General features: G+C 59.5%; 15 protein-coding genes. 9 read left to right on the top strand and 6 right to left on the bottom strand.

What is annotated here, in order from left to right:
- Positions 1-72 precede the first annotated feature (72 nt).
- Complete coding sequence (locus ACJ8PE_RS06680; RefSeq protein WP_197793141.1) at positions 73-1,056, top strand: nitrilase family protein; 984 nt, start codon at positions 73-75, stop codon at positions 1,054-1,056.
- 86 nt (positions 1,057-1,142) lie between these two features.
- Here ACJ8PE_RS06680 and ompX read toward each other — a convergent pair whose 3' ends face one another.
- Positions 1,143-1,661, bottom strand: a complete 519-nt coding sequence (gene ompX, locus ACJ8PE_RS06685; RefSeq protein ID WP_019454480.1) for an outer membrane protein OmpX — start codon at positions 1,659-1,661, stop codon at positions 1,143-1,145.
- Positions 1,662-2,061: 400 nt separating this feature from the next.
- Between ompX and rhtA the strand changes: the two genes are divergently transcribed.
- Both rhtA and nanQ read left to right on the top strand, forming a co-directional pair.
- A complete protein-coding gene (gene rhtA, locus ACJ8PE_RS06690) occupies positions 2,062-2,949 on the top strand; it encodes a threonine/homoserine exporter RhtA (protein WP_033650558.1) in 888 nt (295 codons plus the stop codon).
- Positions 2,950-3,081: 132 nt separating this feature from the next.
- On the top strand, positions 3,082-3,549 hold the full coding sequence (gene nanQ / locus ACJ8PE_RS06695) for an N-acetylneuraminate anomerase (RefSeq protein ID WP_033642391.1): 468 nt from the start codon (positions 3,082-3,084) through the stop codon (positions 3,547-3,549).
- On the opposite strand, the gene ACJ8PE_RS06700 is transcribed toward nanQ, so the two are convergent.
- Entirely contained in the window at positions 3,531-4,082 is a 552-nt protein-coding gene (locus ACJ8PE_RS06700) for an AAA family ATPase (RefSeq protein ID WP_197760122.1), read from the bottom strand. The two genes, nanQ and ACJ8PE_RS06700, sit on opposite strands and share 19 nt — an antisense overlap.
- Positions 4,083-4,439: 357 nt before the next feature.
- On the opposite strand from ACJ8PE_RS06700, the gene dps reads away from it, so the two are divergent.
- The 6 genes from dps (at position 4,440) to ybiO (ending at position 10,286) form a co-directional block, all read left to right on the top strand.
- On the top strand, positions 4,440-4,943 hold the full coding sequence (gene dps, locus ACJ8PE_RS06705; protein ID WP_016928514.1) for a DNA starvation/stationary phase protection protein Dps: 504 nt from the start codon (positions 4,440-4,442) through the stop codon (positions 4,941-4,943).
- A 142-nt stretch (positions 4,944-5,085) separates the two neighbouring features.
- Entirely contained in the window at positions 5,086-5,352 is a 267-nt protein-coding gene (locus tag ACJ8PE_RS06710; protein WP_033650555.1) for a DksA/TraR family C4-type zinc finger protein, read from the top strand.
- A gap of 338 nt (positions 5,353-5,690) precedes the next feature.
- Complete coding sequence (gene glnH / locus ACJ8PE_RS06715) at positions 5,691-6,434, top strand: glutamine ABC transporter substrate-binding protein GlnH (protein ID WP_016928516.1); 744 nt, start codon at positions 5,691-5,693, stop codon at positions 6,432-6,434.
- A gap of 102 nt (positions 6,435-6,536) precedes the next feature.
- The gene (gene glnP, locus ACJ8PE_RS06720) at positions 6,537-7,196 is read left to right on the top strand and encodes a glutamine ABC transporter permease GlnP (protein ID WP_004939229.1); all 660 of its coding nucleotides are present in this window, start codon (positions 6,537-6,539) and stop codon (positions 7,194-7,196) included.
- A complete protein-coding gene (gene glnQ / locus ACJ8PE_RS06725; RefSeq protein WP_004939230.1) occupies positions 7,193-7,915 on the top strand; it encodes a glutamine ABC transporter ATP-binding protein GlnQ in 723 nt (240 codons plus the stop codon). The genes glnP and glnQ overlap by 4 nt, the downstream gene beginning before the upstream one ends.
- A 154-nt stretch (positions 7,916-8,069) precedes the next feature.
- Positions 8,070-10,286, top strand: a complete 2,217-nt coding sequence (gene ybiO, locus ACJ8PE_RS06730; protein ID WP_197793142.1) for a mechanosensitive channel protein — start codon at positions 8,070-8,072, stop codon at positions 10,284-10,286.
- Between the two features lie 2 nt (positions 10,287-10,288).
- Here ybiO and ACJ8PE_RS06735 read toward each other — a convergent pair whose 3' ends face one another.
- The 4 genes from ACJ8PE_RS06735 to ACJ8PE_RS06750 form a co-directional block, all read right to left on the bottom strand.
- The gene (locus ACJ8PE_RS06735; protein ID WP_047572173.1) at positions 10,289-11,299 is read right to left on the bottom strand and encodes an alpha/beta hydrolase family protein; all 1,011 of its coding nucleotides are present in this window, start codon (positions 11,297-11,299) and stop codon (positions 10,289-10,291) included.
- Complete coding sequence (locus tag ACJ8PE_RS06740) at positions 11,287-11,925, bottom strand: GNAT family N-acetyltransferase (RefSeq protein ID WP_197760120.1); 639 nt, start codon at positions 11,923-11,925, stop codon at positions 11,287-11,289. The genes ACJ8PE_RS06735 and ACJ8PE_RS06740 overlap by 13 nt, the downstream gene beginning before the upstream one ends.
- A gap of 11 nt (positions 11,926-11,936) precedes the next feature.
- Positions 11,937-12,506, bottom strand: a complete 570-nt coding sequence (locus tag ACJ8PE_RS06745) for a TetR/AcrR family transcriptional regulator (protein ID WP_042783982.1) — start codon at positions 12,504-12,506, stop codon at positions 11,937-11,939.
- 182 nt (positions 12,507-12,688) lie between these two features.
- Positions 12,689-13,993 (bottom strand): methyl-accepting chemotaxis protein, encoded by a 1,305-nt coding sequence (locus tag ACJ8PE_RS06750; protein ID WP_033633761.1) that lies wholly within the window; start codon positions 13,991-13,993, stop codon positions 12,689-12,691.
- Between the last annotated feature and the right edge of the window lie 185 nt (positions 13,994-14,178).

Genomic DNA, 14,178 nt, shown 5'->3' on the forward strand with positions numbered 1-14,178 from the left:
AGGAATTTAATTGATTATACAGTAATCAATTCGCCTGCTGTAATCAATGCAGACCCCAACCGGAGAGATCCCATGACCACCTCATTACGCGCCGCCACGGTGCAATTCCAGCATCGCGCCAATGACAAGAATTACAACCTGTCGACCATGGAACGCTTTATCGCGGAAGCGGCCGAACAACAGATACAACTGTTGGCCTTCCCGGAAATGTGCGTCACCGGCTATTGGCACGTGCGCCATCTGTCCGACGCCGAAGTGCGGACGCTGGCGGAGCCGATCGTGAGCAGCCCTTCGCTGGCGCGCATTCGCCCGCTGGCTGAGCGTTACAACATGGCGATTGGCGTCGGGCTGATCGAGCTGGGCGATGACGGCCTGTGTTACAACGCCTATGCCGTTTGTCTGCCGGACGGCGAACTGCATGTGCACCGCAAACTGCACGCCTTCGAGCACCCGGCTATCGCCAGCGGCGACCGCTATACGGTGTTCGATACCCCCTGGGGCGTACGCGTGGGCGTATTGATCTGCTGGGACAATAATCTGGTGGAGAATGTGCGCGCAACGGCGCTGCTGGGCGCGGAGGTGCTGATCGCCCCGCACCAGACCGGCGGCACCCATTCGCGCAGCCCGCACGGCATGAAGCCGATCCCGCAGGCGCTGTGGCAGCGGCGCGTGGAAGATCCGCAGGCGATAGAAGCCGCCTTTCGCGGCGAACACGGCCGCGGCTGGCTGATGCGCTGGCTGCCGTCGCGCGCTCACGACAACGGGCTGTTCTTGCTGTTCAGCAACGGCGTGGGCCGAGATGACGATGAAATACGCACCGGCAACGCGATGATCCTCGATCCTTACGGCCGGATCGTGGCGGAGACCTGGGCGGCGGAAGACCGGATGGTCAGCGCCGAGCTCGATCTGACGCTGATCCCGCTCAGCACCGGTCGCCGCTGGATCTACGGGCGGCGCCCCGAGCTGTACGGGTTGTTGACCGAGCCGCAAGGTTACGAGCGCGATGCCCGCAGCGCGCGCTTTTCGACGCAGCCGACGGGGCGCGGCGGTGAATGACAGATAAAAAAAATCCGCCCGGAGGCGGATTTTTTATGGGTGCGGCAAACAAGGCCGCAGGTTCATGCCCGCAGGCACGAACACACTTAGAAGCGGTAGCCTACGCCAACGTTCCAGGTGCCAACGTCAACGCTGCGAATGCGGTTCTGCTCGTAACCGACATCCAGGGCAACGTTCTCGATTGGGTTGAACTGCAGACCGGCGCCGTAGGTGAAGCCGTAGTCAGCGGTGTCGTGACGAGAAGTGCCGTTCTGAGCGTTGGTAGTGAATTTACCGTAACCCAGGCCAACCAGACCGTAGATGCTCGCCCAGTCATTGATGCGGTATGCTGGACCGGCAGAGATAGAGTTGTACTGAGCTTTGTTATAGAAACCGTCCTGAGAACCGTCCTTTTCCAGGTGGGTAAAGGAACCGATTACGCCCAGTGGGTTGTTGTCGAACTCGTAACGGTATTTCAGGTTGAAACCGTCGGCTTTGTTAGCAACGCCTTGGAAATCACCCTGCGCATAGCCAGCGGATACGGTGCTCTGACCAGCGAATGCGGTACCTGCGCTAACTGCTAATACGCAAGCTGCTACTGCGGAAAGACATGCAATTTTTTTCATAACCACCTCAAACGCGTTTTATTATTAAGTACATCCATTTGTTCATGCTTTGAAAATATAACAAAAATTAGCGTGAAACTCTGCCTTGAAATGAGTGTCTAATGCTTTATATCGTGTAACAGAAGATTTCAAGAACAGTGTATCTTCTTCTTTTCGCTCTATTTTCGGCCGTATTCTACGACTTTCTGTGACAAAAATCACCTATTTAATATCCAGATAATTCTTAAGAAAAAGCGCATTTTTTGACCAAATCCGCCACATCTCATCCGAGGATCGGCGGATTTCACCGCGATGCGCGCTTTTCTCAGACAGATTTTCGCCATTTCATTTACACTGCTCGCATCCCCGTTTCGACCGTTTTCTCAAGGCTGAGGAACGGCGCATAAAAGGCCCGTTAAGGATGTCGTTATCTACTGCCGGCAGAGCGCCCTCCGCGCTGCTGCCCATTTGTCTGTTAATCATCGCCATGGTGTCGATCCAGAGCGGCGCTTCGTTGGCCAAAAGCCTGTTCCCGATCGTGGGCGCGGAAGGCATCACGACGCTGCGTCTTTTCATCGGCACCCTGATTCTGTTCATCATCTTCCGCCCGTGGCGCATGCGCATCGCCGCCGGCAGCCGCTTGCCGCTGTTGATTTACGGCCTGTCGCTCGGCGCGATGAACTACCTGTTCTACCTGTCGTTGCGCACCGTGCCGCTCGGCATCGCCGTGGCGCTGGAGTTTACCGGCCCGCTGGCGGTGGCCATGTTCTCGTCGCGGCGGCCGATTGACTTCCTTTGGGTGGCGTTGGCGATCGCCGGGCTGTGGTTCCTGCTGCCGCTTGGTCACGGCGTAGGCGGAATCGACCCGTTCGGTGCCGCCTGCGCGCTCGGCGCCGGCGCCTGCTGGGCGGTCTATATCATCTTCGGCCAGAAGGCCGGCGGCGATCACGGCCCCGGCACGGTGGCGCTCGGCTCGCTGATCGCCGCGTTGGTGTTTTGCCCGATCGGCGCCTGGCAAACCGGCAGCGTGCTGTTCAACGTTGAGATTCTGCCGATAGCGCTGGCGGTGGCGATCCTTTCCACCGCGCTGCCTTATTCGCTGGAGATCATCGCGCTGCCCAAAATTCCGGCGCGCACCTTCGGCACCTTGATGAGCCTGGAACCGGCGATGGCGGCGTTATCCGGCATGCTGTTCCTCGGCGAACACCTGAGCGGCGTGCAATGGCTGGCTCTGGCGGCGATCATCGCCGCCTCCATGGGCTCCGCCCTCACCATTCGCCCCAAACCTCGCCTCGAAAGCCTTTCCTGATGACCCGACTCGCCTGCAGTCCGCAACGTCGGAATGCAGGCGGGTTAACTGTTTTCCTCGTGACAAGTCGGCATACTTCCCCTTAGCCTGTATCGCAGGCTCTTTGGACTTTCGCTCACATGGAGAATAACAGTGATTCACAACAGCCTGTTCAACCCACGCTTCGGCCGCGGACTCGCGCCGGCGCTGGTTTCAACCCTGACCGAATTGCGCCGATGTGACCTGCCAGAACTGGCGCTGGGGCATCACCCGATCGACGGCGACAACATCTTTATGGACGTGATGACGCTGACCACCGCGCCGGCGGCGGAAAAGCGCGCCGAAATGCATCAGGAATACATTGCGCTGCATCTGCTGATCAGCGGTGAAGAGCGCATCGAATACGGTCTGGCGGGCAACGGACATCGCGAACAACCCCACGCGGAAAATAGCGATCTGCTGCTGCTGGACATCAAACGCCACCCGCAAACGCTGCACATGACGCACGGCATGTTCGCCCTCTTTTTCCAGATGGAGCCGCACAAGACCGGCTGCGTGTGGCAGCGGCCACAGCAAATCAAGAAAGCGGTGGTGAGGATCCATCACCGTCTGCTGCTGTGAACCTGCGGCAGCGCCCGTAGAAAATCGGCGGCCTGGCGGGGAGAACGCAGGCGCACGAAACGGCGTCCGGCGTCGGGACGAGCCATCTCCGCCAGGTATTTTCGCCGGTTCTTCGAGTAAGTGCGGATCGTCCAGAGCACGATCGACTCGCGGCTGAAGAAAGAACGGCGGAAGCTTTCCCGATTGCCGGTGCCCGGCCACAGCTCGCTTTTGCCGGCCGCGCGTCGGCACGCGCGGCGCACGGCCTGCCACAGCGTGCGGCCGAAACCGTAGTCCAGCCACAGAATATAATCGACCTCGCGCCACTTGATCGGCTGCGTGCGGCTGTAATTGCCGTCCAGCACCCAGCCATCCCCCGCTTCGGCCAGCATCTGTTCAAGCCGCGCCAAGAACGCGTCATCGGGCGTTCCCTGCCATTCGGGCCGCCAATACAGCCTGTCCATCTCGATATAGGGCACGTCAAGCCGTTCCGCCAGTTGACGCGCCAGGGTACTTTTACCGCTGCCGCTGGTGCCGACGACGTTAATTTTCATTATTCGCCTATAAAGAGAGAGGATAATTGCCCTACTGTAGCGGCATCAATTACCGCTATCAATATGAATGGATGAGAAATTAACACCACGATAACAAAGCGGATATTTAGCCGAAGCCCGCAGGCGAAAAAATAAAATAACCAAGGTAAATTTTCACAGCCATAAACAATAAATCAGCGAATGATAAATAACTATATTTTTCATGGTTTTGTATTAATTAAAAATTCAACCAGATCCATTATTCGTAGGCTAACCCTATTTGTGCAATAGCCATTTTCGTCCGGCAAAAATAAACAGCCCTGCTATAATTGATCCCGTAACGAAATAGGACAACGACTAATCAAGAGGATATCTGATATGAGTACCGCTAAACTGGTGAAAACGAAATCTTCTGATCTGCTGTATACCCGTAACGATCTGGACGAAAAAATCAAACTGGCCGCCATCAAGGCGCTGAACCATCAGGTCGTGCAATTCATCGATCTTTCGTTGATCACCAAACAGGCGCACTGGAACATGCGTGGCGCGAACTTTATCGCGGTTCATGAAATGCTGGACGGCTTCCGCACCGCCATCATCGAGCACCAGGACACCTTCGCCGAACGCGTGGTGCAGCTGGGCGGCGTGGCGCTGGGCACCGTACAGGTGGTGAACGATCGCACGCCGCTGAAAAGCTATCCGACCAATATCCACAGCGTGCAAGAACACCTGAAAGCGCTGGCCGATCGCTACGGCGCGGTGGCGAATGACATCCGTAAGGCCATTACCGAAGTGGAAGACGAAGACACCGCCGACATGTTCACCGCCGCCTCGCGCGATCTGGACAAGTTCCTGTGGTTCATCGAATCCAACATCGAATAACGCCGCAGCGCGTTGCAGACCGCTCGTCGTGCCGGGCAGAACAGGCTGGGCTTCGCCCGGCCTGTTTTCTTTTGCGCGGCCGTTGAATTGTGCAAAAAATGGCCCATATTAAGCGGTAGGTTTCCCTTGTCAGGAGGTGATGATGGCCAGCGGCTGGGCGGCGGACGGCGCCGTACAAGATCAAATTGATTCTACCGTCGACGATGCGGTGCAGCGTGCGCGTGATGCGCTCGGGCATGGCGAGAGCGAACGCTATTGCCAGGAATGCGGAGAACCGATCCCCGAGGCGCGCCGCAAGGCGCTGAAGGGGGTGCGTTTTTGTGTCGCCTGCCAGGCCGAACAAGACAAAAAACACGCGGCCAGCAGCCTGTACAACCGGCGCGGCAGCAAAGACAGCCAGTTGCGCTAGCAGTATCTGCTCCCCTTTTTCCCCTCTCGCAGTCACGCTTGCACCGTCAATGGATCATGAAAGTTAGAGTTAGTTATCAATATTGAAGCAAAAACGTTAAAGAACGGTTGTTTCGCAGCCAAAATTTGGTTAATGATAGCCCCGTGCACCAAGATAATTCTTACGCACCATTTCGGTGCCTCATTGTGGTGCATAACTATAACTATTCGCCGTCACGGCACAACATCACGCAGTAACTCTTTGTTTTTATATTAGTTGAAAACATGGCACGATTTTTTCATGGCACCAACTGCAATATAAAAAATGGGTAATCCGCAACCTGTACAGGAATTCCTCTCATGAAGTCGATTTTTAAAGTCTCCCTGGCCGCACTCTCCCTGGCCTTTGCCGTAAGTTCCCACGCAGCAGACAAACTGGTGGTCGCCACCGACACCGCTTTCGTTCCTTTTGAGTTCAAGCAAGGCGACAAATACGTCGGCTTCGACATCGACCTGTGGGCCGCCGTCGCCAAAGAGCTGAAGCTGGACTACACCCTGAAACCGATGGACTTCGGCGGCATCATTCCGGCGCTGCAGACCAAAAACGTCGATCTGGCGCTGGCCGGCATCACCATCACCGATGAGCGCAAGAAAGCCATCGACTTCTCAGACGGTTACTACAAAAGCGGCCTGCTGGTCATGGTCAATGCCGACAACAACAGCGTGAAAGGCATCGACGATCTGAATGGTAAAGTGGTGGCGGTGAAGAGCGGCACCGGCTCGGTGGATTACGCCAAGCAGCACATCAAAACCAAGGATCTGCGTCAGTTCCCGAACATTGACAACGCCTATATGGAACTGGGCACCAAGCGCGCCGACGCGGTGCTGCACGACACGCCAAACATCTTATACTTCATCAAGACGGCCGGCGCCGGCAAGTTCAAAACCGTCGGCGATTCGCTGGAAGCGCAGCAGTATGGCATCGCCTTCCCTAAAGGCAGCGATGCGCTGCGCGAGAAGGTGAACGGCGCGCTGAAAACCCTGCGCGAGAACGGCACCTATAACGAAATCTACAAGAAGTGGTTCGGCACCGAACCTAAGTAAGCGGTGAACTTGGCACGCTATTAACTTAAGCACAGGGGGCGCTTAACCCCCTGCGCTTCGTTGTATCTGATACCCACGTTTGGGATCACCGGGAGAAATATCATGCAGTTCGACTGGAGCGCCATCTGGCCCGCCATTCCTATCTTGTTAGAGGGCGCCAAAATGACCCTGTGGATTTCGGTCCTCGGTCTGATTGGCGGCCTGATCATCGGCCTCGTCGCCGGCTTTGCCCGCACCTACGGCGGATGGATCGCCAACCACATCGCGTTGGTGTTTATCGAAGTGATCCGCGGCACGCCGATCGTGGTGCAGGTGATGTTCATCTACTTCGCCCTGCCGATGGCGTTCACCGATTTGCGCATCGATCCGTTCACCGCGGCGGTGGTGACCATCATGATCAACTCCGGCGCCTACATCGCGGAAATCACCCGCGGCGCGGTGCTGTCTATCCATAACGGTTTCCGCGAAGCCGGGCTGGCGCTCGGCCTGTCGCGCCGCGAAACCATCCGCTACGTCATTATGCCGCTGGCGCTGCGCCGCATGCTGCCGCCGCTGGGCAACCAGTGGATCATCAGCATCAAAGACACCTCGCTGTTCATCGTGATCGGCGTGGCGGAGCTGACCCGTCAGGGTCAGGAAATTATTGCCGGTAACTTCCGCGCGCTGGAAATCTGGAGCGCCGTGGCGGTTATCTACCTGATTATTACTCTGGTGCTGAGCTTCGTGCTGCGTCGTCTGGAAAGAAGGATGAAAATCCTGTGATTGAATTTAAAAACGTCTCCAAGCATTTTGGCCAAACCCAGGTGCTGCACAACATCGATTTGAAGATCGACAAAGGCGAAGTGGTGGTGATCATCGGGCCGTCCGGCTCCGGCAAGTCCACCCTGCTGCGCTGCATCAACAAGCTGGAAGAGGTGACCAGCGGCGATCTGATCGTCGATGGCCTGAAAGCCAACGATCCGAAAGTAGACGATCGGTTGATCCGCCAGGAAGCCGGCATGGTATTCCAGCAGTTCTACCTGTTCCCGCACCTGACGGCGCTGGAAAACGTCGCCTTCGGCCCGATCCGCGTGCGCGGCGCGAAGAAGTCCGATGCGGAAAAGCTGGCGCGCGAGCTGCTGGCCAAGGTCGGTCTGGCTGAGCGCGCCCACCACTACCCGTCCGAACTGTCGGGCGGCCAGCAGCAGCGCGTGGCGATCGCGCGCGCGCTGGCAGTGAAGCCGAAAATGATGCTGTTCGACGAGCCGACCTCCGCGCTCGATCCGGAGCTGCGCCACGAAGTGCTTAAGGTGATGCAAGACCTGGCCGAGGAAGGCATGACGATGGTTATCGTCACCCACGAAGTCGGCTTTGCCGAAAAAGTGGCGTCGCGCCTGATCTTTATCGACAAGGGCCGGATTGCCGAAGACGGCAACCCGCACGATCTGATCAACCATCCGCCGAGCCCGCGTCTGCAGGAATTCCTGCAGCACGTGTCCTGATCCTGGCGGTTTAACGGCGGGCGCGCCACGCGCCCGCCGCTTTCATTCCGCACGCTCTCCCACGCCCCATCGCGTTTCCTTTCCTACTATATTGATTGTTTTTCATCGTATTGCTCTGACATCCGCCGATCACAGAACGCCAAAGAGAGGAACCATGCCGCCAAACGCAGACTCCCGACGAGGTTCTCATCTGCGAGAACACCTGCTTTTCCTACTGCTGTTGACCCTGAGCGTCTTTGCACCACCAGCGCTGGCGCAAAATGCGCCGCCTGCGCCCGCCGACAAGAGCGAGCAGCAGAAAGCCGCCTACGCCGCGCTGGCCGATCTGCTGCAAGACGACCAAGCGCGCGCGGAACTCATCGACCACCTGAAACAGACCGCCGGCGACGCTACGGCCGCCGCGCCGACAACGTCGGAGGAATCGACGCCCGTTACGCTGAGCGACAGCCTGAACTCGCTGGCGCAGGAAGGCATCGGCACCTTTAACCAGAAGCTCGGCGCGCTGCAAAAGCTGATAGATTCCGGCCCGAAGCGCGTTTTCAATCCCGCCGGCTTTTTCCGCGCGCTGGGCTACTTTCTGCTGACGGTGGCGGTCACCTTTGCGCTGTTCCACCTGATCCGCCGGCTGATCGCGCCGCTGTACAAGCGCATGGGCAGTTGGGGGCACAACGCCAGGCTGCAGCGCGGCCCGTGGTATAAGCGCCCCGCCGCCATTCTCGGCGCTTTCGCCATCGATCTGCTGGTGCTGCTGCTGGCGCTGGCGGCAGGCAACCTGTTTGCCCGCCACGTCCACGCCGACAGCGCCACCATTCTGCGGCTGCAGACCCTGTTTCTCAGCGCCTTCGCGGTGATTGAATTTTTCAAGGCGGTGCTGCGGCTGATTTTCGCCCCCAGCTTCGACTATCTGCGCCCGTTCCCCTTCAGCGATCGGAGCGCGCGCTATTGGAATACCCGCCTCGCCTGGCTCAGCGGCCTGATCGGCTATGGCCTGATGGTGATGGTGCCGGTGGTGGCGGTGCAGATCAGCTATTCTGCCGCCGCCGCCGTCAATCTGGTGGTGATGCTGGCGCTGACGCTGTACGCCATTTGGCTGATCCTGCACAACCGCAAACCGATACAGCAACAGATCAACCTGCTGGCCGAACGGTCGATGGCGTTTTTCAGCGTGATCCTGCGCGGGCTGGGGCATGTCTGGCACCTGCTGGCGATCGCCTATTTTCTGGTGCTGTTCGTGCTGTCCCAGTTCGACATCGGCAACAGCCTGCGCTTTATGATGAGCGCCACGGTAAAAAGCCTGCTGGTGGTCGGCGTCGGCGCTCTGCTGTCCGGCATGCTGACCCGCTGGATTTTCCGCCGCATTTCGCTGCCGACCGACGTCAATTTGCGCTATCCGATGCTCGAGCGGCGCATCAACTCTTACATCCCCAACGGGTTGAAGATACTGCGGGTGATGGTGGTGCTGGCAGTGACGCTGTTTCTGCTCGATGCCTGGCATCTGATCAACCTGTATCAATGGGCGGGCAGCGAAAATGGCCAGCGGACGCTCGGCGGGCTGGTGCATATTCTGCTGATCCTGTTGATCGCCGTGTTCAGTTGGACGCTGATGGCCAGCATCATCGAGCACCGCCTGGCGCTGGAGCTGAGCAACGGCGTGCGGCCGAGCGCGCGCGAACGCACGCTGCTGACGCTGTTTCGCAACGTGTTGGCTATCGTTATCAGCACCATCACCGTGATGATCGTGCTGTCGCAGGTCGGACTGAACATCGCGCCGCTGCTGGCGGGCGCCGGCGCGCTGGGGCTGGCCATCAGCTTCGGTGCCCAGACGCTGGTGAAAGACGTGATCACCGGCGTGTTCATCCAGTTTGAAAACGGCATGAACACCGGCGAATACGTGACCGTCAGCGGCATCACCGGCACCGTGGAGCGCATGACCATCCGCTCGATCGGCCTGCGCGACGACTACGGCGTCTATCACATCGTGCCGTACTCTTCGATCACCACGTTGGCCAACTATGCGCGTGAGTTCGGGGTATACCGCGCCAATTATACCGTCAGCCGCGACGAGGACATCGATCGGGTCAATGAGGTGCTGCATCAGGCCATCGAGGCGCTGAAGCAGGATGAACAGGTGAAGCATTTCCTGATTGGCGAGCCGGTCTTCAACGGCGTGGTGGCGCTGGGCGATCGCTCGTTCACCACCCGCGTGACGGTGCGCACGCAGGCGCTGAAACAGTGGGTGGTGCAATACGCCCTCGACCGGCTGGTGAAAATCCATTTCGATCGGGCCGGCATCGTCATGCCGCAGCAGGCGATGCAGATTTCCCGCGCGCCGCAGCCGCATGACGAGCAGGCGCCGCCCGCGGCGATCTGAGGTTAGCGCCCGCGCCCGCAGGGCTGAGCGGCCAGGAAGGCCGCCACGTCCTGCCGGTAGGCGTCGTATTGCACCGAGCGCGGGGCAAACAGGCCCACCACGTTGATCAGCCACGGATGGCGCGCGAACAGCGGCTTGACCATCACATGATCGGCCTCGTCGATACGTGTCACCGTCAGCAGCGAGGCCGGGATCGTTTGCCGATACACACGCTCGGTTTCGTCCGCGTCCACGTTGACGTCGCGCCCGCCCAGGATCAGGTGCACCGGCGTGGCGAAATGCCGCAATCCCGCCGTCGCGTCGCTGGCCATGTTGGCGCGAATAAAGCGCCAGCGGTCGGCGCTCAATGCAGCGGCGGCGCCAGACTCACGGCGGTACTGTTCGTAACCGTCCGGCTGTTCGAGCAGCGTTTGGATGTGGCGCCAGTGCGCCTCGCGCGCGGCGATCGACGCTTCATCGTCCCCTGCCGCCGCCATCGCCGCCCGGGTGTTGTAGCGCCCCTGCCGCAGCCAGTTGATCGCCGGCGCCACCGCCAGCGTAAACGCGATGTCGGGGCGCAAACGCGCCACCTCCGGCATTACCCACCCCGCCTGACTGGTGCCCCACAGCCCCACGCAGCGCGCATCGAAGCGCCCGTCCCGCCGGGCCCAGTCGATGATATCGGCGGTTTCCCGCGCGCGATCCGCCATGGTCTGATGCAGCCAGTTGCCGCCGGAGCCGCCCACGCCCGGCTTATCGAAGGATAAAACCGCATAGCCCTGCTGCGCCATCGTCTCCCAAATGCCGTAATAGCCTTCGTCGCGGCTGGCGTTAGCCGGTCCATCGCCGTGCACGAACACCACGACGCCGGGCTTCACCGGCGCATGCTCCGGCAGCACCAGCGTGCCGGTCAGCCGATTGCCACCGGCGGTCACCACGACCGGTTCGGTGACAAAGCGAAAGTCGTTGACGTAAATCACCCAGCCGAGCACCGGCAAGAGCAGCGCCACGAGACACAGCCCTATTCTGCGCACGTCGCCTCCCCGCTGCGTTTCTCCATCAACACCCAATCGGCCTGGCCGAACAGCAAGCCCAGCGAGGCGTAATGTTCTTCGCGCCGCACCTGAAAACCGCAGCGCTGATACAGACGCTGCGCATCGACGTTGCGCCGGCTGACGTGCAGGCTCAGGCGCCGGCCTGCGCCTTGTTCGGCGGCGTAGTCGTTCATCCACTGCAGCAGTCGCCTGCCCACCCCTTTGCCGCGCTGACTCTCGGCCACCGCCAGGTAGGAAAGATACAGCTCATCGGCCGCCGGGGTGTGCTGCAACACCGCAATTTGCAGATACATACGCCAAACGTTTAGCCAGCCATAGCGGCGACACAGCCGCCAAATCGGCAAGGCGCGCGGACGTGGCCCAGCGCGGTTCTCGCCATCGATGGCATTCAGGGCAAAGGCCGCCACCACCTGTTCATCCTGTTTCACCACGAAGCTGCGCTCCCGGCTGCCGCTTTGCCGCCAACGCCACAGCCGATAGAACAGACGCCACTGAAGGTGGGTGCTCAGACGGCGCGCGCGCTGGAATTTGTCGCAGAACGCGGCGTAGATCAACGCCGCCGTTTGCAGGCGGTCAGCGTCGCGATAAGGCTCAATGTGCAACATATCAACCTCGACTAGGGTTGGCGGTAGAGCAGTTGCTCCAACAGCCGCACCGGCGTGATCGCCTCCGGCGAAGGCGACGCGAAGATCGCCTGCCGCCAAGCCTGGCTTTCGATCACGTCCAGCACCAGCTGCGCGAGCGGCAAGGGCGCTATCGCCGGCGCGATCTCGCCGATTTGCTGAGCCTCGGCGATCGTCGTCGCCAGCGCCTCAATCAACTGCCGCTGGTTGGCGCTGAACGGCTCGGCCAATGCCGGGTTACGCGCCACTTCAGCCACAATCTCCGCCGACAGTTGCACATTGTCCGGTTCGGCGACAAAAGCGTGATAGGCGGTGAAAAAGGCCGACAGCGCCTCTTTCGGCCGCTTTTTCTCGGCCCGCAATGCGGCGGCGAACTCGGCGAATACGCCGTTTTCCAGCAGCGCGATCTCGCCGATCAGCGCCTCCTTGCCGGAAAAATGGTTATAGAGGTTGCCCACGCTAACGCCCGCCGCCTGGGCGATATCCCGCATGCTGGTCTGGTGAAATCCCTTATGGGTAAAGCTGTGCAGCGCAGCGTCGACAATCTTTTCTCGGTTTCCCATCGGCAGCTCCCGAAACGGTGAAGGGGCGCTGGGCGCCGTAAATTGACACAAATAAATGAACGAACGTTCATTCATATTTAAGGATAGCATAGGCCGGTAAAATTGAACCGCGGCTCAACGGCGCAGAGATCGGTGGGAAGAGACAAACGCCGCCCCGCTTTCAGGGGCGGCGCCCGGCAAACTCAGTGCAGCGCGTCGCCCTGCTTCACCGACGTAAACGCCTGCATCAGTTTCACGACGTCATGCATGCCGATGTTGACCTGATTGATCACTTCTCCGGCGTCATGGGTCAATGCCACACCGCCGCCGGCCTGTTCCACGCAGGTCGCCATGCCGGCGATCGCCGCCGCCACGCCTTGCTGGATAGACTTGGTCATGCGTTCGATCTCGGTCGCCGCCTTGCGCGACTGTTCCGCCAGCGTGCGCACCTCGTTGGCCACCACCGCAAAACCGCGCCCGTGCTCACCGGCGTGGGCGGCTTCGATGGAGGCGTTAATCGCCAGCAGATTGGTTTGCGAGGCAATTTTACGAATGGCTTCGACGATGGTGCCGATCTGCTGAGAGCACTTGCCAAGCTCGGTGACCACGTCCGACGTTTCGCGCGCCGCCGCTTCGACCTGCTGCATGCCCTTCACCGCCTGCTGCACGATGACCGCGCCCTGCGCCGCCTGCCGGTCGGTATCGAGCGACAGATGATGCGCGTTGCGCACCATCTCTTCTTCATGCTGCTGCTGTTGCATCAGCCGGGTGATGTCCTGGGCGATCTTCACCACTTTCACCACCTGGCCGTCGTTGTCGAGGATCGGGTTATAGCTGGCCTCCAGCCATACCCGTTCGCCGCGCCGGTTGACGCGCTCAAAACGCCCGGTGATGAACTCGCCGCGCGCCAGGCGCTGCCAGTGCCGCCGATAATCGTCGGAAGCGGCGAACGCCGGTGGGCACAGCACCGCATGCGACTGCCCGCACGCCTCATCCAGCCGATAGCCCATCAGCGCCAGCATATTGTCATTGGCGCTGACAATGTCGCCCTGCGGCGTGAAAGAAATCATCGCCATCGAGCGATTCAGCGCCGCCAGCAGGCTGCGGTGTTCCTGCGCCTGGGTCACTCGCTCGGTCACTTCGCTGGCGATCTTGACGATTTCCACCACCTTACCCTGTTTATTCAGCACCGGCGCATAGGTGCCCTGCAGCCACACCGCCTCGCCGTTTTTCGCGATGCGCTTTATCGTGTCCGTGATGGGTTGCCCTTTATTCAGCGTCTCCCAATGTTCGCGATATAACGGGCTGGCGACATAGTTCGGATCGCAGAAAATACGATGATGCCGGCCTATCACATCATCGCGTTGAAATCCGAGCGTGCTGAGAAAGAGATCGTTGGCGCGCAATACCGTGCCGTCGGGCGAGAATACAATCATGGGAACGGCGTGTTCTATCGCGCTCAGCTCGGCGCCTTTGTGGGTAGTTAACTGACTGAATCGTAACAGCATAGGGTGTAGTCCTTGTGGCAGATGATCGCGCTTTTCTTATTTTGTCTGGCCACATGCCGCGCCCACACGCAGACGTGCCATCGCGGAAGGAGCGGGCAGCGCCGATCCTTCTGGTTATTGCTCTTAACCGGATTAAATTTATTTATTCAGTAAAGTAATTATTCGAATTTAAATAAACCAACAAC

Origin of the sequence: Serratia sp. CY74737 (genome assembly GCF_052166775.1) — a bacterium.
GTDB lineage: Bacteria > Pseudomonadota > Gammaproteobacteria > Enterobacterales > Enterobacteriaceae > Serratia > Serratia ureilytica.

Coding starts and splice junctions, on each gene's coding strand:
- ACJ8PE_RS06680 (WP_197793141.1), top strand. CDS start 73: ATGACCACCTCATTACGCGCCGCCACGGTGCAATTCCAGCATCGCGCC.
- ompX (WP_019454480.1), bottom strand. CDS start 1,661: ATGAAAAAAATTGCATGTCTTTCCGCAGTAGCAGCTTGCGTATTAGCA.
- rhtA (WP_033650558.1), top strand. CDS start 2,062: ATGTCGTTATCTACTGCCGGCAGAGCGCCCTCCGCGCTGCTGCCCATT.
- ACJ8PE_RS06700 (WP_197760122.1), bottom strand. CDS start 4,082: ATGAAAATTAACGTCGTCGGCACCAGCGGCAGCGGTAAAAGTACCCTG.
- dps (WP_016928514.1), top strand. CDS start 4,440: ATGAGTACCGCTAAACTGGTGAAAACGAAATCTTCTGATCTGCTGTAT.
- ACJ8PE_RS06710 (WP_033650555.1), top strand. CDS start 5,086: ATGGCCAGCGGCTGGGCGGCGGACGGCGCCGTACAAGATCAAATTGAT.
- glnH (WP_016928516.1), top strand. CDS start 5,691: ATGAAGTCGATTTTTAAAGTCTCCCTGGCCGCACTCTCCCTGGCCTTT.
- glnP (WP_004939229.1), top strand. CDS start 6,537: ATGCAGTTCGACTGGAGCGCCATCTGGCCCGCCATTCCTATCTTGTTA.
- ybiO (WP_197793142.1), top strand. CDS start 8,070: ATGCCGCCAAACGCAGACTCCCGACGAGGTTCTCATCTGCGAGAACAC.
- ACJ8PE_RS06740 (WP_197760120.1), bottom strand. CDS start 11,925: ATGTTGCACATTGAGCCTTATCGCGACGCTGACCGCCTGCAAACGGCG.
- ACJ8PE_RS06745 (WP_042783982.1), bottom strand. CDS start 12,506: ATGGGAAACCGAGAAAAGATTGTCGACGCTGCGCTGCACAGCTTTACC.
- ACJ8PE_RS06750 (WP_033633761.1), bottom strand. CDS start 13,993: ATGCTGTTACGATTCAGTCAGTTAACTACCCACAAAGGCGCCGAGCTG.